The 22,268-nt window shown below is 74.0% G+C and carries 19 protein-coding genes; 8 read left to right on the top strand and 11 right to left on the bottom strand.

What is annotated here, in order from left to right; genetic code table 11:
• The first annotated feature begins 52 nt into the window (after positions 1–52).
• The gene (gene icmF / locus GCL84_RS15045; RefSeq protein ID WP_156756107.1) at positions 53–3,286 is read left to right on the top strand and encodes a fused isobutyryl-CoA mutase/GTPase IcmF; all 3,234 of its coding nucleotides are present in this window, start codon (positions 53–55) and stop codon (positions 3,284–3,286) included.
• A 159-nt stretch (positions 3,287–3,445) separates the two neighbouring features.
• On the top strand, positions 3,446–3,880 hold the full coding sequence (locus GCL84_RS15040; RefSeq protein ID WP_156756075.1) for a MarR family winged helix-turn-helix transcriptional regulator: 435 nt from the start codon (positions 3,446–3,448) through the stop codon (positions 3,878–3,880).
• Here GCL84_RS15040 and GCL84_RS15035 read toward each other — a convergent pair whose 3' ends face one another.
• The 6 genes from GCL84_RS15035 to GCL84_RS15010 all read right to left on the bottom strand — a co-directional run bounded on the left by GCL84_RS15035 (position 3,881) and on the right by GCL84_RS15010 (position 10,334).
• Positions 3,881–4,483 carry a mycothiol-dependent nitroreductase Rv2466c family protein gene (locus GCL84_RS15035; protein WP_156756074.1) on the bottom strand — a complete coding sequence of 201 codons (603 nt, stop codon included), beginning with the start codon at positions 4,481–4,483 and terminating at the stop codon, positions 3,881–3,883.
• Positions 4,484–4,488: 5 nt separating this feature from the next.
• Positions 4,489–5,241 carry an ABC transporter permease gene (locus GCL84_RS15030; RefSeq protein ID WP_156756073.1) on the bottom strand — a complete coding sequence of 251 codons (753 nt, stop codon included), beginning with the start codon at positions 5,239–5,241 and terminating at the stop codon, positions 4,489–4,491.
• Complete coding sequence (locus GCL84_RS15025; protein WP_328618777.1) at positions 5,238–6,209, bottom strand: ABC transporter ATP-binding protein; 972 nt, start codon at positions 6,207–6,209, stop codon at positions 5,238–5,240. Before GCL84_RS15025 ends, GCL84_RS15030 begins: the two co-directional genes overlap by 4 nt.
• Positions 6,210–6,357: 148 nt before the next feature.
• The gene (locus GCL84_RS15020; RefSeq protein ID WP_156756072.1) at positions 6,358–7,716 is read right to left on the bottom strand and encodes a GH1 family beta-glucosidase; all 1,359 of its coding nucleotides are present in this window, start codon (positions 7,714–7,716) and stop codon (positions 6,358–6,360) included.
• Positions 7,717–7,740: 24 nt separating this feature from the next.
• Complete coding sequence (locus tag GCL84_RS15015) at positions 7,741–8,997, bottom strand: MFS transporter (protein WP_156756071.1); 1,257 nt, start codon at positions 8,995–8,997, stop codon at positions 7,741–7,743.
• 131 nt (positions 8,998–9,128) lie between these two features.
• On the bottom strand, positions 9,129–10,334 hold the full coding sequence (locus GCL84_RS15010) for a UDP-N-acetylglucosamine 2-epimerase (RefSeq protein ID WP_156756070.1): 1,206 nt from the start codon (positions 10,332–10,334) through the stop codon (positions 9,129–9,131).
• Between the two features lie 519 nt (positions 10,335–10,853).
• Between GCL84_RS15010 and GCL84_RS15005 the strand changes: the two genes are divergently transcribed.
• Together GCL84_RS15005 and GCL84_RS15000 are read left to right on the top strand one after the other, a co-directional pair.
• On the top strand, positions 10,854–11,993 hold the full coding sequence (locus GCL84_RS15005) for a (2Fe-2S)-binding protein (RefSeq protein WP_156756069.1): 1,140 nt from the start codon (positions 10,854–10,856) through the stop codon (positions 11,991–11,993).
• Between the two features lie 58 nt (positions 11,994–12,051).
• Positions 12,052–12,297: a hypothetical protein gene (locus GCL84_RS15000; RefSeq protein WP_156756068.1), complete on the top strand. Its 246-nt coding sequence runs from the start codon at positions 12,052–12,054 to the stop codon at positions 12,295–12,297.
• Positions 12,298–12,301: 4 nt separating this feature from the next.
• Here the strand turns inward: GCL84_RS15000 and GCL84_RS14995 are convergent, their stop codons facing one another.
• The 3 genes from GCL84_RS14995 to GCL84_RS14985 all read right to left on the bottom strand — a co-directional run bounded on the left by GCL84_RS14995 (position 12,302) and on the right by GCL84_RS14985 (position 15,498).
• On the bottom strand, positions 12,302–12,955 hold the full coding sequence (locus GCL84_RS14995; protein ID WP_156756067.1) for a response regulator: 654 nt from the start codon (positions 12,953–12,955) through the stop codon (positions 12,302–12,304).
• The gene (locus tag GCL84_RS14990; RefSeq protein ID WP_235926265.1) at positions 12,952–14,766 is read right to left on the bottom strand and encodes a sensor histidine kinase; all 1,815 of its coding nucleotides are present in this window, start codon (positions 14,764–14,766) and stop codon (positions 12,952–12,954) included. Before GCL84_RS14990 ends, GCL84_RS14995 begins: the two co-directional genes overlap by 4 nt.
• A gap of 171 nt (positions 14,767–14,937) precedes the next feature.
• On the bottom strand, positions 14,938–15,498 hold the full coding sequence (locus GCL84_RS14985; RefSeq protein WP_156756066.1) for a histidine phosphatase family protein: 561 nt from the start codon (positions 15,496–15,498) through the stop codon (positions 14,938–14,940).
• Between the two features lie 228 nt (positions 15,499–15,726).
• Between GCL84_RS14985 and GCL84_RS14980 the strand changes: the two genes are divergently transcribed.
• Entirely contained in the window at positions 15,727–15,939 is a 213-nt protein-coding gene (locus tag GCL84_RS14980; protein ID WP_156756065.1) for a CbtB domain-containing protein, read from the top strand.
• Positions 15,930–16,700 (top strand): CbtA family protein, encoded by a 771-nt coding sequence (locus tag GCL84_RS14975; RefSeq protein ID WP_156756064.1) that lies wholly within the window; start codon positions 15,930–15,932, stop codon positions 16,698–16,700. Before GCL84_RS14980 ends, GCL84_RS14975 begins: the two co-directional genes overlap by 10 nt.
• On the opposite strand, the gene GCL84_RS14970 is transcribed toward GCL84_RS14975, so the two are convergent.
• Positions 16,684–19,377, bottom strand: coding sequence for an FAD-binding and (Fe-S)-binding domain-containing protein (locus GCL84_RS14970; RefSeq protein WP_456236901.1), 2,694 nt, complete (start codon positions 19,375–19,377; stop codon positions 16,684–16,686). The genes GCL84_RS14975 and GCL84_RS14970 overlap by 17 nt on opposite strands.
• 412 nt (positions 19,378–19,789) lie before the next feature.
• On the opposite strand from GCL84_RS14970, the gene GCL84_RS14965 reads away from it, so the two are divergent.
• Positions 19,790–19,987 (top strand): DUF397 domain-containing protein, encoded by a 198-nt coding sequence (locus GCL84_RS14965; RefSeq protein ID WP_156756063.1) that lies wholly within the window; start codon positions 19,790–19,792, stop codon positions 19,985–19,987.
• Between the two features lie 111 nt (positions 19,988–20,098).
• Positions 20,099–20,920, top strand: a complete 822-nt coding sequence (locus GCL84_RS14960) for a helix-turn-helix domain-containing protein (protein WP_197523253.1) — start codon at positions 20,099–20,101, stop codon at positions 20,918–20,920.
• On the opposite strand, the gene GCL84_RS14955 is transcribed toward GCL84_RS14960, so the two are convergent.
• On the bottom strand, positions 20,892–22,259 hold the full coding sequence (locus GCL84_RS14955) for a cobyrinate a,c-diamide synthase (protein ID WP_156756061.1): 1,368 nt from the start codon (positions 22,257–22,259) through the stop codon (positions 20,892–20,894). The genes GCL84_RS14960 and GCL84_RS14955 overlap by 29 nt on opposite strands.
• Between the last annotated feature and the right edge of the window lie 9 nt (positions 22,260–22,268).

Genomic DNA, 22,268 nt, shown 5'->3' with positions numbered 1-22,268 from the left:
TATTCCGGTGTCGACGCCGACGGTGCCGCCCGCCATGCCCACGGAGGTCCCCTTGTCCGCTGACCTGCATCGACCGGTCCACCCGGTGCGGTTCGTGACCGCGGCCAGCCTGTTCGACGGGCACGACGCCGCGATCAACATCATGCGCCGCATCCTGCAGTCGCAGGGCGCGGAGGTGGTGCACCTGGGCCACAACCGCTCGGTGCGCGAGGTGGTCGCCGCGGCGATCCAGGAGGACGCGCACGGGGTGGCGATCAGCGCCTACCAGGGTGGCCACGTCGAGTACTTCACCTACCTCGTCGAACTGCTCAACGAGCGGGGCGCGGGCCACATCAAGGTCTACGGCGGCGGTGGCGGCGTCATCGTCCCGCGCGAGATCGCCCTGCTGCACCAGCGCGGCGTCGCCCGCGTCTTCTCCCCGGAGGACGGTCAGACCCTCGGTCTCACCCGGATGATCAACTCCATGGTCGCCGCCTGCGACACCGACCCGGCGACCCTGCCCCCGGCCGACCCGGCGGCGCTGCTCGCGGGCGACCACGCCGCGTTGGCGCGCGCCATCAGCGCCATCGAGGCGGGCGCGCTCCCCGACAGCCTCGCCGCGGCCATCGCCTCGGCCGACCGGTCCGTCCCGGTCCTGGGCATCACCGGCACCGGCGGCTCCGGCAAGTCCTCGCTCACCGACGAGCTGGTCCGGCGGCTGCGCCTGGACCAGCAGGACAAGCTGCGGGTCGCGGTCATCGCGATCGACCCCACCCGGCGCAAGGGCGGCGGCGCGCTGCTCGGCGACCGCATCCGGATGAACTCCCTCGACGGGGACCGGGTCTTCTTCCGCTCGCTGGCCACCCGCGCCGCCGCCTCCGAGGTGCCGGACGGGCTCGCGGGCGCCATCGCCGCGTGCAAGGCGGCGGGCAACGACCTGGTGGTCGTCGAGACCCCCGGCATCGGCCAGGGAGACGCGGCGATCGTGCCGTTCGTCGACGTCTCGCTGTACGTGATGACGCCCGAGTTCGGCGCGGCCTCGCAGCTCGAGAAGATCGACATGCTCGACTTCGCCGACGTCGTGGCCATCAACAAGTTCGAGCGCCGCGGCGCCGAGGACGCCCGCCGCGACGTCGCCCGCCAGCTCGTCCGCAACCGGGAGGCCTTCGGCCAGTCCTGGGAGGACATGCCCGTCTACGGCACCTCGGCCGCCACCTTCAACGACGACGGCGTCACCGCCCTCTACCAGCGGCTCCGCACCCTGCTCGCCGAGCGCGGCGTCCCGTTCGCCGAGGGCGCCCTGCCCGCGGTGACCGGCCGGACCTCCACCTCGGCCGCCACCGTCGTCCCCGCCCAGCGCGCCCGCTACCTGTCCGACATCGCCGACACCGTGCGCGCCTACCACCGCCACACCGACGCCCAGGTCGAGGCGGTCCGCGAGCACTCGGCGCTGACCCGCGCGGCCAAGGCCCTGCACCGCGCGGGCGCGCCCACCGACGACATCGACAAGCTGGCCGCCGAGGCCGCCCGCCGCGTCGACCGCGCCACCGAGGACCTGCTCGCGGACTGGACCACCACGGCCGAGCAGTACCGGGCCGAGGAGCTGGTGGTGAAGGTCCGGGACAAGGAGCTGCGCACCCGGCTCTGGCGGGAGACGTTGTCCGGCAACAAGGTCCCGCGCGTGGCGCTGCCCCGCTTCGACGACGAGGCGTCGCTGGTCCGCTTCCTGCGCTCGGACAACCTGCCCGGCCGCTACCCGTTCGCCGCCGGGGTGTTCCCGTTCAAGCGCGAGGGCGAGGACCCCGCGCGCATGTTCGCGGGCGAGGGCGACGCGTTCCGCACCAACCGCCGGTTCAAGCTGCTGTCCGAGGGCAACCCGGCCACCCGGCTGTCGACCGCGTTCGACTCGGTGACCCTCTACGGCCGCGACCCCGACACCCCGCCCGACGTCTACGGCAAGATCGGCACCTCCGGGGTCTCGATCGCCTCGCTCGAGGACATGAAGGCCCTCTACGACGGCTTCGACCTCACCTCGCCGACCACGTCGGTGTCCATGACGATCAACGGCCCGGCGCCGACGATCCTGGCCTACTTCCTCAACACCGCGATCGACCAGCGGGTCGACGCGTTCGTGGCCGAGCACGACCGGCAGCCCTGCGACGAGGAGCGCCGCGAGCTGACCGCGTGGGCGCTGGCCAACGTGCGCGGCACGGTGCAGGCCGACATCCTCAAGGAGGACCAGGGGCAGAACACCTGCATCTTCTCCACCGAGTTCAGCCTGCGGATGATGGCCGACATCCAGGAGTGGTTCATCCGCAACAAGGTCCGCAACTTCTACTCGGTGTCGATCTCGGGCTACCACATCGCCGAGGCCGGGGCGAACCCGATCAGCCAGCTCGCCTTCACCCTGGCCAACGGGTTCACCTACGTCGAGTCGTACCTGGCGCGCGGCATGGACATCGACGACTTCGCGCCCAACCTGTCGTTCTTCTTCTCCAACGGCATGGACGCGGAGTACTCGGTCATCGGCCGCGTCGCCCGCCGCGTCTGGGCGGTGGCGATGCGGGAGCGCTACGGGGCCTCGGAGCGGTCGCAGAAGCTCAAGTACCACGTGCAGACCTCCGGCCGGTCGCTGCACGCGCAGGAGATGAACTTCAACGACATCCGAACCACCCTGCAGGCGCTCTGCGCGCTCTACGACAACGCGAACTCCTTGCACACCAACGCCTTCGATGAGGCGATCACCACCCCCACCGAGTCGTCGGTGCGCCGGGCCATGGCGATCCAGCTCATCATCAACAAGGAGTGGGGGCTGTCGATGAACGAGAACCCGCTGCAGGGCTCCTTCGTCATCGACGAGCTGACCGACCTGGTCGAGGAGGCCGTGCTCACCGAGTTCGACCGCATCTCCGACCGCGGCGGCGTGCTGGGCGCGATGGAGACCGGCTACCAGCGCGGCCGCATCCAGGACGAGTCGATGCGCTACGAGCACCGCAAGCACGACGGCTCGCTGCCCCTGGTCGGCGTCAACACCTTCCTGCCGACCAAGGGCGAGGAGGACGAGGTCGTCGAGATCGAGCTGGCCCGCGCCACCGAGCACGAGAAGCAGTCCCAGGTCGACCGCGTCCGCGCCTTCCAGGCCGACCACCGCGCCGACGCCGAGACCGCCCTGGCCCGCCTGCGCGCGGTCGCCGCCACCGACGGCAACGTCTTCGACGTGCTCATGGAGGCCGCCCGGCACTGCACCCTCGGCCAGATCACCACGGCGTTCTTCGAGGTCGGCGGCCAGTACCGGCGCAACGTCTGAGACCCGGTCGGGACCGCGCCCGCGCCGGGCGCGGTCCCGACCGGTGCGCACGCCGCACCGCGACTGTGGTTGGGTCTCGGGCCAGGGTGCGGTGTCGCGTCGACTGGAGCTCGGGGGCAGCATGGTGTGGATCGATCGGCTGGGCGGGGGTGGCTCGGGATGACGGTGCCGACCGCCTACCTGCTGGCCAGTGCGGCGACCCTGGCCACGCGGCAGGCCGATGCGCGGTTGCGGCCGTACGAGATCACCCTCCGGCAGTTGGGGTTGCTGATCCAGGTGCGGGCCGAGCCCGAGCTGACGGCGTCGGAGCTGGCGCGGCAGTTGGGGGTGTCGCGGCAGTCGGTGCACCAGTTGGTCGAGGAGCTGGTGGCCGCGGGACACCTGGAACGGCGGCCGGGGGCGTCGGGGCGGTCGCGGCGGTTGGAGCCCACCGAGACCGCCGGGTACCTGGTCCGGCGGGCAGGCGAGGTGCTGGACGGGGTGGACGACGAGGTGGTGGGCGGGTTGTCCGCGGCGGAGGTCGAGGTCCTGCGCGGGCTGCTCCGGCGCCTGCTCGCCCACGGCACCGACGACGAGTCCTGGCTCGACGAGTAGTCAGCCCGCCAGCGGCGGCCCCGTGACCGAGTGGAAGCCGGGCACCCCGGTCACCAGGACCAGGCCGTCCCACAGCCTGCCCGCTTCCTCGCCGCGGGGGACGCGGGACAGGACGGGGCCGAAGACGGCGCGGCGCGGGGCGCCCGGGCCGGTGATCGCGACGACGGGGGTGCCCGTCTGGCCGCCGAGGAGGCCCACGCCCTCGGTGTGGGACGCGCGCAGGACGTCGTCGTAGTCGTCGGTGTGGCCCACGGCGGCGAGGGCGCGGGGGAGGCCCGCCCGGGTGAGGGCCGCCTCGAGGTCGCCGATCCAGTCGTCAGTGGACTCGGCCCGGGCCCACAGGGCGGCGTGGAAGCGCCCCAGCGCCTCGTGGCCGTGGTGCTCGGCGACGGCGGCGCAGATGCGGGCGGGTATCCACAGGTAGCCGTCGGGGTCGCCCTCCGGGTCGTCGTCCCGGTCCTCGTTGAGGATGGACAGGCTCATCGCGTGCCAGCGCACGGCGCCCGGGCGGACCTGGGCGACCTCGGTCAGCCAGTCGGACGTGGTCCACGTGTAGGGGCAGGACGGGTCGATCCAGATGTCCGCGGTCCACACGGGGGGCACCCCTTTCACGCTGTCGTGTTCCGGATGGTGCGGGTCCCGACGGTCAGCCCGATGGCCGCCAGGCCCGCGCAGACCAGCACGCCCCACAGGGTCGTCCACTCGAGGACCCGGCCCGCGAACAGCGAGCGCTCGGCCTCCACGACGTAGCTGACCGGGTTGAACCGGCTGACGGTGTAGAGCCAGCCGGGCGCCTGGTCCATGGGCAGCAGGACACCGGAGAGCAGCAGCAGCGGGAAGAACAACGTCTGCTGCACGCCGTAGAACACGTTCTCGTTGCGCTTGGACACCAGCGCGAGGGTGAACGACAGCACGCCGACGCCCAACCCGAAGAACGCCAGCAGGAGCAAGCCCGCCAGGGCGCCGACCGGGTGCACGGTGAAGTCGGTCGGCAGGAGCAGCGCGATGAGCAGGACACCTTGCGCGACAAGCGTCACGACCTCCTTCAGCGTCCGGCCGATCAGGATGGCCTGGCGGTTCATCGGGGTCACGAGCATCCGCTCGAACGCCCCCGACTTCGCTTCTCCCACCAGGGTGGCGCCGGAACCCGCCGTCCCCGACAGCGCCAGGAGCACGAGGATGCCGGGTAGGAACCACTGCCACGAGGAGGCCGTGCCCATCCCCGAGGACACGAGCAACGGGCCGAACAGGCCGATGAACAGCAGGGGGGTCATGGCGTTGAAGAGCAGGACGACCGGCGCCCGCACCTCCGGGACGAACTCGCGGGCGAAGGCGGTCCCGCTGTCGCGCACGAGGTTCACGCCGCGTCCTCGCGCATGCTCTTGCCGGTGAGGCCCAGGAACACGTCGTCGAGGGAGGGGCGGCGCAGGTCGGCGGAGCGGGGTGCGGCACCGGCCGCGTCCAGCGCGCGGATGAGGTCCGGCAGGGCGGTGTCGCCCTGGGAGGCGTGCACGGTGACCCGCTTCCCCTCCACAGTCGCGTTCCGCACGCCCGGGAGCTGTCGGGCGATGGCCGCCGCGGTGACGGCGGTGGTGGTGTCGCGGGTGGTGAGCAGGACGCGATCGCCCGCCTGGTCGGCCTTGAGCCGGGCCGGGGTGTCGTCGGCGATCACCCGGCCGCCGTCGATGACCAGCACCCGGTCGGCGAACCTGTCGGCTTCCTCCAGGTGGTGCGTGCAGAAGAAGATGGTCGTGCCCAGGTCCGCGCGGAGTCCCCGGAGGAGCTCCCAGAGCGCGGCCCGGCCCTGCGGGTCGAGCCCGGCCGACGGCTCGTCCAGGAACAGCAGCCCCGGCCGGTGGACCAGCGCCATCGCGACGTCCACCCGGCGCCGCTGGCCACCGGAGAGCGTGCCGACCCGGCGCTTGGCCAGCCCGGTCAGGTCGAACGCCTCGGCGACCTCCCCGGCCCGGCGCTTGGCCTCCCCGCGGCTCATGCCGTGGAACCGGCCCTGGGTGTAGAGCTCGTCGCGGACCAGGTGGTTGTGGCCGCCGCTGGTGCCCTGGCCGAGGTAGCCGATGCGCAGGCGGACCTCCTGCGGCGCGGCGACGACGTCGTGCCCGGCCACCTCCGCGGTGCCGGAGGACGGCGGCAGCAGGGTGCTCAGCATCCGCATGCTCGTGGTCTTCCCGGCGCCGTTCGGGCCGAGGAACGCCACGACCTCGCCCGCCGCCACCTCGACGTCCAGCCCGCGCACCGCGTCGACCTGGCCCTTCTTCACCTTGAAGCGCCTGGTCAAGCCCTGCGCGCGAATGATCGGGGGTGCCGTCATCGCAAATCCTCTCCACGTGCTGGGGGATTCCTCGGGCGCCTTCGAGGATTGACACGGGCACGGTAGTGCCGTTTACTACATCACCGTCAGGAGTCTTGACAAAGCTCCCCGGGGGCGTGGGGCGACCCCCGTGACCGGTGACCACGGCCTAGCCGATGATCGACTTGTACCAGTGGTAGGAGTCCTTCGGCGTACGCCGTTGCGTGGCGTAATCGACGTGGACCAAGCCGAACCGCTCCCGGTACCCCGCAGCCCACTCGAAATTGTCGGTCGCCGACCAAGCGAAATAACCTCGAACATCAGCCCCGTCGGCCATGGCCTGGTGCAGAGCCCGCAGGTGCGCGTCGTGGTAGGCGATGCGGTCGGGGTCGGGGACCCGACCGTCCACAGGGTCCGGATCGTGGTACGAGCACCCGGACTCGGTGATGTAGAGCGGGGGAAGGGCATCGCCGTACCGTTCGGTGAACAACGCGACTGTCTCGCGCAGACCGTCGGGGACAACGGGCCAGTCGAAGTCGGTGCGGGGGTAGCCGGTGATCTCGCGGGGCTCGAAGGGCAGCCCGGGCGGGAGCATCGCCCCCTCGACGTGCCCCTCGCCGCCGTCGGTGAGCGCACCGATCAGCGTGGGGCGGTAGTAGTTGATCCCGAACCAGTCCAGCGGCTCCGAGATGGTCTTGAGGTCTTCGACCACCGGCCCGGGCACCATCGCCGCCAGCTCGGGGGCGGGGTACTCGCCGCGCAGGACCGGGTCGGCGAACAGCCAGTTGACCAGGGTGCTGTAGGCCGACGCGGCCTGGGTGTCCTCCTCGGAGCCGGACGCGGCCCAGACGGGGGCGTGGTTGCTGGCGATGCCGATCGACGAGCACCCGGCCGCGCGCAGCGCCCGCACCGCCAGGCCGTGGCCGAGGAGCTGGTGGTGGGCGGCGGGCAGCGCCTCGAAGCCCAGCGCCCTGCCCGGCGCGTGGTTGCCCAGGGCGTAGCCGAACATGGTGACGACGACGGGCTCGTTGAGCGGCATCCACATCCTGACCCGGTCGCCGAGCCGCTCGCCGACGATCGAGGCGTAGTCGGCGAAGCGCTCAGCGGTGTCGCGCGAGAGCCAGCCGCCCGCGTCCTCGATGGCCTGCGGGGTGTCCCAGTGGAACAGCGTGGCCGCCGGGGCGATGCCCGCCGCGCACAGCTCGTCGACCAGCCGGTCGTAGAAGCCCAGGCCCGCCTCGTTCACCGGGCCGGAGCCGTCGGGTTGCACGCGCGGCCAGGCGATGGAGAACCGGTATGCGCCGACACCCAGGTCGCGCAGCAGGGCGACGTCCTCGGCGTAGCGGTGGTAGTGGTCGGCCGCCACCGCGCCGGTGTCACCGTCGACGACCCGGCCGGGCTCGGCGCTGAAGGTGTCCCAGACCGACCTGCCGCGCCCGTCCTCGTCGACCGCGCCCTCCACCTGGTAGGACGCCGAGGCGGCACCCCACAGGAAGTCGGCGGGGAAGGTGGGGAAGGGGTCGGTCATGGCGGGGCTCCCGGCATCAGGCGGTCAGCGGACCCCCTTGATCCTGTAGACCAGGACCGCGCCCAGCAACCCGATCGCGGCCGACACCAGGTAGAGGGCGGTGTAGCCGCCCAGGTTGGCCACGATGGGCGCGGCGACCACGGGGGAGAGCACCTGCGGCAGCGTGTTCGCGATGTTGATCACGCCCAGGTCCTTGCCCCGGTCGGTCGCGGCGGGCAGCACCTGGGTGACCAGGGCGAAGTCGACCGAGGTGTAGGTGCCGAAGCCCAGTCCCAGCACCGCCGCGGCCACCACCGCCCCCGCCCAGGTCGGCCAGGCCACCATGAGCACCGAGGACACCGCCATCACCACGCCGGAGCCCAGGACGAACACCCGCCGCCTGCCCAGCCGGTCCGACCACACGCCCGCGACCACCACGGTGGACAGCAGGGTGGTCGCGTAGATGGCGGTCAGCACCAGCACCCCGCCCTCGGGGTCGGCGACCTGGATGCCGTCCTTGAGGTAGTAGAGCAGGTACAGCAGGGCGATGGCGTTGCCCAGGTTCATCAGGAACCGGGTCAGCCACGCCCAGCCGAAGTCGGAGCCGAACCCGCGCGGCCAGAAGCCCCTGGCGAACTCCTTGGCGTCCCACGGCGCGCGCCGCTCGCTCGGCAGCCGCACGTCCCGGCGCAGCACCACGAACGGGATCGTGGCCAGCACGACGAACACCGCGCAGGCGGCGTACCCGCCGAACACCGACCCGCCGGTGGCGTCGCCGCCCCCGACGGCCAGGCCGGTGCCGATCAGCACGCCGACGGTCTGGGCCAGGCCGAACCAGCCGCCCGCCGCACCCCGGCCCGCCACCGGCACCTGGTCGGGGATGGCCGCGGCCAGTGCCGCGAACTCGGCGTTGAGCGCGATCTGCACGACCGACCAGCCCAGCACCATCCCGGCCAGCGAGTCGGCGGTGGCCAGCAGCAGCAGACCGCCCGCGCCCGTCAGCGCGCCGCCGAGCACCCACGGCAGGCGCATGCCCCAGCGGCCGGTGGTGCGGTCGGACAGGGCGCCCCACAGCGGGTTGGCCAGCATCGAGCACAGCGCGCCGACACCCGCGACCAGCGCCAGCACCGACTCCTTGGACCCGGCGGAGACGATCTCGGCCTGCCGGGCGAGCAGGATCTGGATGGGCCCGAAGAAGCCGACGTTGACCGCGAGCGCGGCCAGCGCCATCGACGCCATCCAGCGCTTCGGCGGGTTCGCGGTCGGGGCGTCGGCGGTCGCCGGGCGGGTGTCCGCGCTCATCCGGCCTCCGTCGGGGGACTGGGCGACCTGGACGGCCGCGGGCAGGGGCAGCGCGGGCCTGCTGGTCGGATCGGGGACTGGCGGTTCTGCGGTGGGGGACGAACCAGCATGTGTCGGCATCGGGAATCCAGTCAAGGGGGAGGGGAGGGGGTGAACTCACCCGGCCGCGAGCGCAGGCCGAGCAGCCACTGCACGGCCTGCTCGCACCGCTGGGCCGCGCGGCCGTCCCCGAAGGGGTTGTCGAAAGGGTATTGCGGTGCGGCCCCGGTGGCGCGGGTCGCGGCGTCCCGGTCGTCGGAAACCAGCTTCTCGGCCACCCTGACCAGCACCGACCGGTCCGCGCCCGCGGTCCAGGGGTGGCCGGGGCGGTCCGGCTCGGCCCACGTCCCGCCCGGCCCGCCGACGACCAGCGCGGGGACGCCGAAGCTGGGCGCCTGCTCGGCCACGGTGGGCGAGTCGGTGAGCACGGCGCAGGCCCGGGCCATCAGGTCCACGGCGTCGTGGGCGGGCAGCGGGTCGGTGATGGTGACCCGCACGAGGCGGCCGAGCAGGTCCTCGGCCAGCGCGCGCAGCCGCCCGCCCGGCGCGGCGGGCAGCACGACCTCCAGGTCGGGGGTGCCCAGCACCAGGTCGCCGACGCCGAGCAGCACCGCCTCCAGCTCGTCCGCCGGGTGCGGCTCGTGCAGGACCAGCAGCGCCATCCGGGTCTCCCCGGCGGCAACGGCCCCGGTGACGGCGGCGACCTCGGGGTCGGGCTGCCCGCCCGCCCGGTCGAACGCGCGCAGCCCGGCGTCGACGGCCGTGCTGCCGACGGTGAGCACCTTGGGGCCGGTGTGCGACTCCTCGGCCAGGTTGGCCGTCGCGTCCGGGGTGGCGGCCAGGTGCAGGGAGGACACCTGGGCTATCAGCCGCCGGTGGCCCTCCTGCGGGAAGGGGGCGGTCAGGTCGAACGACCGCACGCCCGCGTCGAGGTGGACGACCGGCACCTTGCGGTAGAAGGCGGCCATCGCCGCGCTGAACGCCGTGGCCGAGTCGCCCTGCACCAGCACCGCGTGCGGGGCGGTCTCGGCGAACAGGCCGTCGAAGCCCGCCAGCAGGGCGGGCACGCCCCCCGGCGCGTCCAGCACGAGGTCGGCGGGCACGCCCAGGTCGCACAGCAGCGCGACGGGCGCCCGCGGGCCGCAGGCCACCACCACCGGCCGCACGGCCGCGTGCTCGCGCATCGCGGCGGCCACCGGGGCCAGGCGCAGTGCCGAGGTCGGGTCGCCCGCCACCAGGCACACCTCGGGGACGAGGCCGGGCGAGCACTGCGCGGGCACTGGCACCAGGGTGTTCACCACCCGCACCCCCCTTCCGGCCGACGGTCCCTGCCACCGGTATAGCGCGGAACGAGGCCGACGTTACCTCTGGCGGAACACCGGCTCAGCGTGAAACACCTCGCCTGATCGGGTGAGTCCGCCCGGGTGTCACCGAACGGGTGTCATCCGGGTGGTTTTCACGCGTGAACTGCTATGGGAAATGCTTCCCTTTGTCAGCACGCGGTTAAATTCTGGGATCCGCCCCGCCGGTCCGCGCGGATCGTCCGTGTGGTCCAGGCCGTACGGCGTTGGGCTCAGCGGGGGAGGGCAAGTGGTTGAACGAGCCGGTCAGTCGCTGCGCCATCAGGGTGTAGCGGGGAACTTTTCCAACTTCGGGCTTTGCTCCCGGCGTGCACATCGGAAGCGGGCTGTTTCGTCGGACCGGACACATTGACAAATATGGAAGTGATCCGGACCACATCGCATTCGGAAGGGCTCGGCGGCGTGGTCAGAATCGAACGAGAAATAGCGGCCAATTCGCCAGGGGATGTCGGGAACATGTGCGTGCACCTGATCGACCTGACCGTGGGTTACGCCGACCGGGTGGTGCTCAGCGGGGTCACCGCGCACGCCCGGCGCGGTGGGCTGACGGTCCTGCTGGGGCCCGCGGGGGTGGGCAAGTCGACCCTGCTGCGCACGCTGGCCGACGCGCAGCCCGCGCTGGCCGGGTCGGTGTGCGTGGACGGGGCCTACCTCGAGCGGCTGGGGCCGGGGGAGCGCTCCCGCCGGGTCGCGCTGGGCGCGGACGGGATGACCGCGGGCGCGGGCCTGCTGCTCGTCGACGGACAGGACGCGCCGGTGGAGCGGTTGCGCAGCCTCGCCGTCGAGCGCGACATCGCCGTGGTCGTGGCCAGCAGCACCCCGCCGGGGGAGCTGCGCGCGGGAGACACGGTCTGGCTGCTCGGCCGCGACGGCGTGCTGCGCACCGGCAGCCCGCGCACCCTGGCCGACCGCATCCGCGACACCTTCGACCTCGCCCCCGCCCACCCGGCCGACCGGACCCTGGTCGCCGCCGCCCTCGCCGCCCAGGACCGCTACACCTTCGACCCCGACGCGGACGGCGTGCCGCTGCCTGCGCTCTACCGCTCCCGCGACCTGCTGGCCCGCGCCGTCGACACCGTCGCCGACCGCCTCCAGGTCACCGAGAAGCGGGTCGCCGCCTCGGCCATCCACTTCGGACTCACCGCCCGCCTGTGGACCGCCGCCCTGGGCGGCCTTTCCACCCACGGCGTCCTCCCCGACCTCGACCGCCTCCGCTTCTCCTTGACCGACAAGGGTTTCGTCCAACTCGGCACCGCTGACCCAGCGGGCTGGACCACCACCGACCCGCTGGCGCTGCTCACCACCCACCTCGTCGACGGGCACCTGCGGCCACTGCACGCGGCGTTGTGCGAGTTGACGAAGGTCAAGGAGCGCATCCTCTGGGGCAACGCCGCTTCGGCTCTGGTCGCCCGGCCACTGCACCCCGACCTGGTCGCCCGCCTGCGGCTGCTGCCCGAGTTCGCGGCAGCGCTGGGCGACGACGGCAAACGCCGTAGCTGCTGCCTCTACTACCGCTCCCCGGTCGGCGGAGTCTGCGCGGACTGCCCCCTGGAAGGCTCCAAGGCGACCGAGGGCAAGTGCGTGCACTGCGGTTGACCTCACCCACGACCGGGCACCCCACGGAGGCGACTGTCATCTGGGGACGGGGACGACTGTGGGATTCAAGACGTGGGTCCGCGCCAAACCGCGCTGGCCGAAGCTCGTCGGGGCGGCTGTCCTGCTGTACGCGGTGTACTTCGGCATCGGCCTGCTGGTCCGCTCGGCGCTGCGCGGCTTCGACTGGCACCCCGACATCCTCATCGGCTCGTTGATCTATGGCCTCACGGGCCCGGCTGTCATGGTCGGGGTGTACTGGGTCCTGAAACGCAGGTGTGAGCGGAAGGCGGGGCAGGACCGGTGAGCCCTCAGCCCTGGGTCCGGCGGCTGTTCTGCAGGCGGGTCGCGTAGACGGCGGCTTCGGTGCGGCGGTCGAAGCCGAGTTTGTGCAGGAGGGTGGAGACGTAGTTCTTGACGGTCTTCTCGGCCAGGTAGAGGGCTCCGGCGATCTGGCGGTTGGTCATGCCCTCGGCGATCAGGTCGAGGATCTTGCGCTCCTGGGGGCTCAGCGAGGTGTACCGGGGGTCCTCGGTCCGCCCGCCGCGCAGGCGTTCGAGGACTGTGGCGGTGACCTCGGCGTCGAGGAGCGAGCCGCCCGCGGCCAGGGTCCGCACGGCGGACACGAGGTCGTTGCCGGTGACCTGCTTGAGCATGTAGCCCGCCGCGCCCGCCATGATGGCGCCGAAGAGGGCCTCGTCGTCGGAGAACGAGGTCAGCATCAGGCAGGCGGGGGGCGGCTGCACCGCCGAGCGGATCTCCCGGCAGACGGTGACGCCCTCGCCGTCGGGGAGGCGGACGTCCAGGATGGCCACCTGGGGGCGGACCGCCGGGACGCGGGCGAGCGCCTGCGCCGCCGACGCGGCCTCGCCCACCACCTCGATGTCGGGTTCGGCCTCGAGCAGGCCGCGCAGGCCCGCCCGCACCACCTCGTGGTCGTCCAGCACGAACACCGAGATACTCATGCGCGCCCCTCCTGCCCCCGCGCCGCCGGCGGCGCCGCCGTCCAGCCCAGGGGGACCGACCAGTCCACCCGGGTCCCCCCGGCCCCGGCGGGCTCGACCACGCAGTCCCCCGACCACCGCCGCGCCCGCTGGGCCATGTTCGTCAAGCCGCTGCGCCGGGGCAGGCCGTCGGGCAGGCCCCGGCCGTCGTCCTGCACGAGCAGGTCCAGCCTGCTGCCCCGGCGGTCCACCGCCACGGTCACCTGCACCCCGGACGCGCCCGCGTGGCGCACCACGTTCGACAGTGCCTCGCGCAGGGTCGCGATCAGGTCCAGCGCGATGTCCGCGGGCACCACCGAGTCCAGCGGCCCCTCCAGCCGGACCGTGGGCTCGTAGCCCAGCGACACCGTCGCCTCGGAGATCACCCGCAGCACGTCGCCGCGCAGGCTGTGCGGGCCGTTGGCGGGCTGCTGCAGGGAGAAGATGCTGCGCCGCAGCTCGCGGATGGTCTGGTCGATCTCGGCGATGAACCCGCCGATCCGCTCCGGCGCGTTCTCGGCGGCCGGGTCGCGGCGCAGGCCCTGCAGGTTGAGCCCGAGCGCGAACAACCGCTGGATCACCAGGTCGTGCAGGTCGCGGGCGATGCGGTCGCGCTCCTCGAACAGGGCCAGCCGCTGCTTGTCGCGCTGCGCGTCGGCGAACCCCATCGCCAGCGCCGCGTGCGCGCCGATGTCGCGAACCATCCGCAGGTCCCACTCGTCGAACGCGGCGGCGCCCCGCGCCCGGCACACGATCAGCACGCCGACCGGGGTGCGCCCGCCGGTCAGCGGCGCGAACACGGCCGGGCCCAGCCCCTCTACCCCGCGGGGCAGCGCCTGGAACGTCCGCGCCGAGCGGGTCAGCGCCGCGTCGGCCACCTCGCCGACCAGCCTGGCCCGGCCGGTGCTGAACACGTCACCGGTGAGGCTGTCGACCACGGCGATCCTGGACCCGGTCAGCTCCGCGGCCAACTGCCCGTCCGCGCGGCGGATGACCAGGTGCTCCGGGCCGTCGGGCACGGCCACCATCGCCACGACCGCGCCGGTGATGCCGCGCGCGCGCCGCGCCAGCAGCGCCAGGCCCTCGTCGTCGCCCGCGCGCAGCATGGCCGTGACCTCGGTGGTGGCCACCAGCCACTGCTCGCGGCGCTGGCTGAGCTCGTAGTGCCGGGCGTTGGCGACGGCCATGCCCGCCGTGGCGGCCAGCGCCACCACGATGTCCTCGTCCTGGGCGGTGAACGCCCGGCCCGTGACCTTGTCGCCCAGGTAGAGGTTGCCGTAGGCCTCGCCGCGCACCCGGATCGGCACGCCCAGGAACGACTCCACCACCGGGTGCCCCGGTGGGAAGCCCGCCGCGTCGGGGTGCTCGGACACGGCGTCCACCCGCACCGGGCCCCCGCCCTGGCCGACGACGCCGAGCAGGCCCTTGCCGCGCGGCAGGGACGTGATGCGGTCGCGGGTCTCGTCGTCGACGCCGTGGTGCAGGAACTCGGTCAGCTCCCCGTCGGCGCCCAGCACGCCCAGCGCGCCGTATCGGGCGCCCACCAGCTCGCAGCCCACGGTCACGATGCGGCGCAGCACGTCGGGCAGGGACAGGTCGCTGGCCACCGACAGCAGCGCGTCGAGCAGGTGGCGCACGCGCTCGTTCGAGACCTCCGCCGCGGCCGCCCGGTCGAGCAGGCCCAGGAACAGCGCCTGGCGCGCGGGGACGGCCGGGGCCACGGCGCCAAGGGCGCCCGCGTCCGCGACGGCATCGCCCGGTGTCTCCGCGTTCGTCGCGCCGGTCTCCAGCACGGCCTCCCACCGTCGTGGCGGTCCCGACCCGGGGCGGACGCCGTCGGGCGTGATCGGTGGGACGAGGGTCCCGGACTTGCCCCGCCCGCGCAAGCTCGCGCGTGAAATGTCACCGAAATGCCCAACAACGTTGCCGGGCAACGACTTCACGCCCTTCTTGGTTACCTGGTCTCACGCCTGCGCGGCGGGGGTGAGCCAGCGCAGCGACCACCGGCCGGGGCCCCCGCGCAGCACGACCCGCGCCAGCGGCACGACGTCGACGCGCCAGTACGCCGCCGGGGGCGCGCCCAGCGCCGCGACGACCGCCGCCCGCACCACCGACGGGTGGGTCACCGCCACCACCGGGGCCGGGTCGGCGGCCCGGTCGTCCAGCCACGCCCCGACCCGGTCCACCAGAGCGGCCACCGACTCGCCGCCGTGCGGGGCGCTGTCCGGGTCGGTCAGCCAGTGGGTCACCGCCCCCGGGTCCACCGCCGCCACCGCGTCCAGCCGCCTGCCCCGCCACGCGCCGAAGTCCAGGTCGCGCAGCGCCGGGTCCACCCGGGCCGCCAGCCCGAACGCGGTGGCCGTCTGCGCGCAGCGGACCTCCGGCCCGCGCAGCGCCACCGCCACCCGGCCCAGTCCGGCCCGCGGGAGCGGGGCGGGGTCGGCGAGCGGTTCGTCGACCGGGAAGGCCGCGGCCCGGGTCGCCGCCGTGGCCCCGTGCGAGACCAGGGTGAGGCGGTTACCCACCGACCCGCCCTGGACCGGCCGAGCGCGGCCCGGCGTGGTGGCGCTCGCGTTGACACCGCATACGTGCTCCCATAAATTGGCCGATCGACCGTGATGGTAGGCGGAAGCCGGTGTGACTCCGGCACGGCCGCGCCACTGTGATGGACCGGGGAACCGGTCCGCAGTCAGACCCCCACCATCATCCCCACCTATCCCTCGGGCCGCGTGCAGCCCGTCGAGGAGGCCTTGATGACGACGCAAGCCGTCGCGTTCCCCGCCCCGATCCCGGTCAGCATCCCCGTGCGGCAGATCCTGCCGTGGGCGCTGTTCGGCGGGCTCATCTCGTTGATCGTGCTCTACTTCGTCGGCGCCGAGCAGGGCGCGTTCGCCGTGTTCGAGGGCACCGCCGTGCACGAGCTCGTCCACGACGCCCGCCACCTGCTGGGTTTCCCGTGCCACTGACCGAGGAGAGGGCGGCCGCGACGGCCGCGCCCGCTGTCCGGTCGCTGCTGGTGTGGGGCCTGCTCGCGGGCCTGGTCGGCGGCGTCCTCGCGTTCGGCTTCGCCAGCGCGTTCGGCGAGCCGTCCGTGGCCGCCGCGATCGGCATCGAAGAGGCCGGGGCCGAGGGGCACAGCCACGACGCGGGTCACTCGCACGGCGAGGAGGAGGTCGTCTCCCGGTCCTTCCAGGCCACCGGCGGCCTCGCCATCGGCACGCTGGCCTACGGCGTGGGACTGGGCGGCTTGTTCGGACTCGCCATGGCCTTCGCCTACGGCCGGATCGGGTCGGCGAGCCCGCGCGGCACGGTCGCGGCGGTGCTGGGCATCGGCTACCTGGCCGTCGTGCTCGTGCCGTTCCTGACCTACCCGGCCAACCCGCCCGCGGTCGGCAGCGGGGACACGATCGGCGAGCGCACCGGGCTGTTCTTCGGGGTGCTCGGGATCTCCCTCGTGCTCGCCGTGGCGGCGGTCGCGGTGGCCCGCGCACTGGCCGACCGCGTGGGCGGCTGGACGGCGACGCTGGTCGCCGGTGTCGGCTACCTGCTCCTGGTGACGGTGGTGGCCAAGCTGCTGCCGACCATCCAGGAGGTGCCCGCGGGCTTCCCCGGCGCGGTGCTGTGGGAGTTCAGGATCGCCTCGCTCGGCACTTCCGCGGTGCTGTGGGGCGGGATCGCGGTCGTGTTCGCCACCCTGTTGCAGCGGGGGCTCACCCGAACCAGGTAGAGCGCGCCTCGGCCCCGGCCCGGCCGGGNNCGAGCAGCTCGGCGAGGTGGACCGGCTGGGCGTCGCTGAGGTCGGTGATCTGGGTGCGGCAGGAGAACCCGTCGGCGAGGGTCGTCCGCGGGTTCTGCCGCAGGGCGGGCAGCAGCGCTGTCTCGGCCACCGCCGTGGAGACCTCGTAGTGCCCCCGCTCGACGCCGAAGTTGCCCGCGAGGCCGCAGCAGCCGCCGAGCTGGGTGAGCTTCGCGCCCGCCCGGCGCAGGAGCGCGGCGTCGGTGTGCCAGCCCAGGACCGCGCGGTGGTGGCAGTGCGGCTGCGCGGTGACCTCCACACCGGACAGGTCGGGCGGCCGCCAGCCGGGGGTGCGGGTCAGCAGCTCGGCCAGGGTGGTGGTCAGCTCGGCGAGCCGCCGGGCCCTGGGGTCGTCGGGGAGCAGCTCGGCCGCGTCGGAGCGCAGGGCGGCGGTGCACGACGGTTCGAGGCCGACGATCGGGACGCCGTTGTCCAGCCAGGGTTCCAGCGCGTCCAGCGTGCGGCGGAGTTGGCGCCGGGCGCCGTCGAGCTGGCCGGTGGAGACCCAGGTGAGTCCGCAGCAGACCTGGCTGCCGGTGACCTCGACGCGGTGGCCCGCGCGTTCGAGCACCCGCACGGCGGCGAGGCCGATGCCCGGGTCGAAGGACTCAGTGAAGGTGTCGACCCACAGCAGCACGCGGTCGCCGCTTGCCTTGGGGCGCTTGGCGAACAGGCGGCGGAACCGCTCGCGGGCGAACCGGGGCGCGGTCCGGCGGGCATCGATGCCCGCGAGGCGCTTGACCGCTCCGAGGGACAGCAAGGCGTTCGCCAGCACGGGAATCCGGGAGGCGACCTTCGCGAGCCGGGGGAGCTGTCCGAGGGTGTAGTGCGTGACCGGGCGCAGCCTGCCCTTGTACCGCTGGTGCAGCACCTCGGCCTTGTAGGTGGCCATGTCCACGCCCGCCGGGCAGTCGGTGGCGCAGGCCTTGCACGACAGGCACAGGTCGAGGGCCTCGTGCACCGCGGGGTCGGCGAAGCCGCCGCGGACGAGGTCGCCGCGCACCATCTCCTGCAGCATCCGCGCGCGGCCCCGGGTGGAGTGCTGCTCCTCGCCGGTGGCCAGGAACGACGGGCACATGGCGCCACCGGTCGGGGTCAGGTCCGCGCGGCAGCGGCCCACGCCGACGCAGCGGTGCGCCGCGCGGGTCAGGTCGCCGGAGTCGGCGGGCAGCGCGAAGCCGGTGGTGGCCACGACCGGCAGCGCCGGGCCCACCCGCAGGTCCGCCTCCACCGGGGCCGGGTCGACGAGCACGCCCGGGTTGAGCCGGTGGTCCGGGTCCCACACGCGCTTGACCCGCGCGGCCAGCTCCAGCGCCTCCGGCGAGTACATCCGGCCCAGCAGCGCGCCCCGGGCGCGGCCGTCGCCGTGCTCGCCGGACAGCGACCCGCCGTGCGCGGCGACCAGGTCGGCGGCCTCGGTGAGGAAGGCCAGCGTGCGCGCCGCGCCGCCGGGGGCGCGCAGGTCGAAGTCGAAGCGGCCGTGCACGCACCCGTCGCCGAAGTGGCCGTAGAGCAGGCCGTCGTACCCGTGCTGGTCGAGCAGCGCCCCCAGGTCGCGCAGGTAGGGGCCCAGCCGCTCGGGCGGGACCGCGGCGTCCTCCCAGCCGGGCCACGCGTCCGCGCCCGCCGGGGTGCGCCCGGCCAGGCCGACGCCGTCAGCGCGGATCCGCCACAGGGCCGAGACCTCGGCGGCGTCGGTGAGCACCCGGCCGTCGAGCGCGCCCGCGGCGGCCAGCACCGCGGCGGCGGCGTGCTCGGCCTCGGCGCGGGTGGCGCCGCCGGTCTCCACGAGCAGCCAGCCCGCGCCGCGCGGCAGGGCTGGGACCGCGGCGCTGCCCCTGCGCGCGGCGACGACGTCGACCAGCCGCCGGTCCATGCCCTCGACCGCGAGCGGCCCCAGCGCGACCACGGCCGGGGTGGCGTCGGCCGCCGAGGCCATGTCGGGGTAGCCCAGCACGGCCAGCGCGCGGGCCGCGGGCGCGGGCGCCAGGCGGACCGTGGCGTCCAGGACGATGGCGAGCGTCCCCTCCGAGCCGACCAGGGAGCGGATGACGTCGAAGCCCCGTTCGGGTGAGAGGGCGTCGAGCGCGTACCCGGACGCCTGCCGGGGGAACCTGCCGTACTGGGTCCGCACCACGGCCAGCCCGGCGTTGACGACCGCGCGCAGCCGCGCGTCCAGGTCGGGGTCCGAGGTGCCGCCGCCGTGCGCCTCGAGGTAGGTCCCGTCGACGCGCAGCAGGCGCGCCGACAGCGTGTTGTCGCGGGTGTTGCCCCAGGCGACGGCGTGCGCGCCGCAGGCGTTGTTGCCGATCATCCCGCCGAGCGTGCACCGGTCGGCGGTCGAGGGGTCGGGGCCGAAGAGCAGCCCGTGCCTGCGGGCGGCGCGTTGCAGGTCGGCCTGCACCACCCCGGCCTGGACGGTCGCCGTGCGCGTGTCGGGGTCCACCTCGGCGATGGCGGTCAGCCGGGTCAGGTCCAGCAGGACGGCCGGGCCGATCGCGTTGCCCGCCACCGACGTCCCCGCGCCCCGGGGGGTGACCGGCAGGCCCAGCTCGTGGCAGCGGCCCACGACCTCGGCGGCGTGCGCGGCCGAGTCCGCGGTGACCACGGCGGCGGGCGGGACCCGGTAGTTCGAGGCGTCCGACGAGTGCAGCGCGCGGGTCGCCGCGTCGGTCCGGACACAGGGGCCCAGCAGCTCGCGCAGCCGGTCGAGCGGGGTCACGGCGTCCTCCACGGGCGGTCGGGCGGTCCCGACCACGATCGCACCGCCCCGGGGGGTGCGCCGCGCTGGGTGCTCCGCAGCACTTCCCGGCCATTTCGCGACACCGGCTCAAGCGGGTCTCAATTCTTTTTCAAGTGCCGCTCGACCGTTCCTGTCTTCGTTTCTGCCGGTTTTGCCGCTAGATCCCAGGTAAACGCGACAACGCTCGGTGATGTCTGCCTTTTGCCAGTTGTCAGCGGTTTATCTGCCTGCGAAGATGTCTTTCCATCACGTGCGTTACCGCTTGTGTAGGGGAGTCATGAGCGCAAGACCGAAAACCGGGTGGGTGCGCGCCAGCGGTTGTGGCGCGCAGTTCGACTGCGTGGAACTGCGCGTGCCGGACGGCGGGCGGGTGTGGTTTCGCGACTCGAAATCCCCGACCCCGAGAACGCTCGCGCTGCCGGTGAGCGCGCTCGCCGAGCTGGTCGGGTTCGTCGGTGCGCGGGGCGCCGATTAGTCGGGCCGGGGTGAGGTTGGGGAGGGGGTGCAGCGAAGTGATCGCAGAGTTACTACCCTCGGCGTCCTATCCATAGTTCGGGTGGAATTGGGAGACACGCTCGTGGATCCGGTGACCGATGGCGAGCTTGGTGCGTACCTGCGCACCCTGCGCAGGAGCGCGGGGCTGACCCAGATCGAGCTGGCGGGCCGGATGAGCTGCTCGCAGAGCAAGATCCAGAAGATCGAGACCGGGCAGAACCGGCTCACCGCGCGCGACCTGCGCACCGCGGCCGGGGTGCTCGGCGTCGCGGGCGCGGAGCTGGACGCCATGATCGACTGGGCGGCCCGGGTGGACGCGGGTTACCAGCGCAGGCCGCGGGCCGCCGACGAGATCTCCACCGCGTTCCGCGAGTTCCGCCGCGGCGAGCAGCACGCCGTCGAGATCTACGCGCTGCACGGCGAGCGGTTCCCGGGTTTGCTGCAGTGCGAGGAGTTCATGCGCGCGCTGTTCGCCGGGGGCCCCGCCGACGAGGTCGAGCGGCGGGTGGCCGAGCGCCGGGGCCGGGCCAGGCTGCTGGCCGGGCCGCTGCGCTACTCGGTGGTCCTGGGGGAGGCGGCGATCACCCGCCTCACCCGGGCGCACCCCCGCGGGGTGGCGGCGGCGCAGCTCGCGCACCTGGTCGAGGTGGCCACCACCACCGAGGGGGTGTCGCTGCGCATCCTCGACTTCGACGCCGACCTCCCGTTCGTGCCCACCGACGCGACCGTGCTGCGGTTCGGCGGGGCGCGCAAGGACTTCGGCTACCAGGAGTCGGCGGTCGACGCGCGGGTCATCGACCGCGCCGTCGACGTCGAGGCGCTGGTGCGGGTCTGGCGGGACGTGGCGGGGCGGTCGCTGGACGAGCAGGAGTCGGTGGTGTTCCTCAAGGACGCGCTCGGACGGCTGCGCTGACCAGCCCCGCCACGGCGGCGGGGTTGCCCGCCGGATGGGTGTGCAGGTAGGACGCGTGCACACCGCGCCAGGCGAAGCCCTCGCGCCGCACCGCCCCGCCGTGGTCCCGCCACACCCAGACGGGGGTGGCGCCGTGCTCGGGCAGGGTGCGGGTGCGGTGGAACTCGTGCCCGGCTACCCGCTCGCCCTCGGCGTGCAGCGCCGTCGTCGAGGCGGCGACGGCGTCGCGGTAGCCCAGGCGCAGCCGCGGGGTCATCTCCGCCTCGGCGGGCAGCACCCCGGCCATCGGGTGCCCGTCCAGCTTGGCCACCAGGTAGAGCAGCCCGCCGCACTCGGCGTGCACCGGCGCGCCCGAGGCGGCGAACGCGGCCACCGCGTGCCGCAGCGGCTCGTTGGCCGACAGCGCCTCGGCGTGCGCCTCCGGGAACCCGCCGGGCAGCACCAGCCCGGCGGTGCCCTCGGGCAGGGTCTCGTCGCGCAGCGGGTCGACGACGGCGACGACCGCCCCGGCCGCGCGCAGCAGCTCCGCGTGCTCGGCGTAGCCGAAGGTGAACGCCGGACCGCCCGCCACGGCGACGACCGGGCCGCCCGCGACCCTGGCCACCTCCGCCTCCGGGGCCCAGCGCTCGCCGGGCAGCTCGGGTGCGGAGCGGGCCAGCCGGACCACCGCGTCGAGGTCCACCGACGCCGCCACCAGCTCCGCCATGGCCTCGACCGCGCGCAGCGCCGCCGCGCCGCGCTCGGCGGCCGGGACCAGACCCAGGTGCCGGGAGGGCACGTCGACGGCGGGGGCGCGGCGCAGCGAGCCCAGGACGGGCAGGCCCACGTCCAGGCACGCCTCGCGCAGCACCTCGTCGTGGCGGTCGGAGCCGACCTGGTTGAGGATGACGCCCGCGATCCGCACCCCGGGCCGGTAGGAGCGGAACCCGTGCAGCAGGGCGGCCACGCTGGTGCTCTGCCCTCGGCAGTCGACGACCAGCACGACCGGGGCGTCCACCAGGCCCGCCACGTGCGCGGTCGAGCCGAAGCCGCCCGCGGCGACCTGGTGGCCGATGCGCCCGTCGAACAGGCCCATGACGCCCTCGATGACGGCGAGGTCGGCGCCCGCGCAGCCGTGGCGCAGCAGCGGGGCGAGGCGGTGCTCGCCGACCAGGACCGCGTCGAGGTTGCGGCCGGGGCGGCCCGCGGCCACGCAGTGGTAGCCGGGGTCGATGTAGTCCGGGCCGACCTTGAACGGCGCGACCCGGTGCCCGCGCCGCGACAGCGCGGCCATCAGCCCGGTGGCCACCGTCGTCTTGCCGCTGCCCGAGCCGGGGGCGGCGATGACCAGCCTGGGCACGGCTACCAC

The organism is Actinokineospora pegani, assembly GCF_009745975.1.
Classification (GTDB): domain Bacteria; phylum Actinomycetota; class Actinomycetes; order Mycobacteriales; family Pseudonocardiaceae; genus Actinokineospora; species Actinokineospora pegani.
The sequence above is the reverse complement of the archived record's forward strand: the minus strand, read 5'-3'. Positions and strand labels throughout refer to the sequence as shown.

Excerpts from the sequence above, each read along its gene's own strand:
- GCL84_RS14995 (WP_156756067.1), bottom strand. The coding sequence starts at position 12,955 with ATGAGTATCTCGGTGTTCGTGCTGGACGACCACGAGGTGGTGCGGGCG.
- GCL84_RS15015 (WP_156756071.1), bottom strand. The coding sequence starts at position 8,997 with ATGAGCGCGGACACCCGCCCGGCGACCGCCGACGCCCCGACCGCGAAC.
- GCL84_RS15005 (WP_156756069.1), top strand. The coding sequence starts at position 10,854 with ATGTGCGTGCACCTGATCGACCTGACCGTGGGTTACGCCGACCGGGTG.
- GCL84_RS15025 (WP_328618777.1), bottom strand. The coding sequence starts at position 6,209 with ATGACGGCACCCCCGATCATTCGCGCGCAGGGCTTGACCAGGCGCTTC.
- GCL84_RS15020 (WP_156756072.1), bottom strand. The coding sequence starts at position 7,716 with ATGACCGACCCCTTCCCCACCTTCCCCGCCGACTTCCTGTGGGGTGCC.
- GCL84_RS14965 (WP_156756063.1), top strand. The coding sequence starts at position 19,790 with ATGAGCGCAAGACCGAAAACCGGGTGGGTGCGCGCCAGCGGTTGTGGC.
- GCL84_RS15040 (WP_156756075.1), top strand. The coding sequence starts at position 3,446 with ATGACGGTGCCGACCGCCTACCTGCTGGCCAGTGCGGCGACCCTGGCC.
- GCL84_RS14980 (WP_156756065.1), top strand. The coding sequence starts at position 15,727 with ATGACGACGCAAGCCGTCGCGTTCCCCGCCCCGATCCCGGTCAGCATC.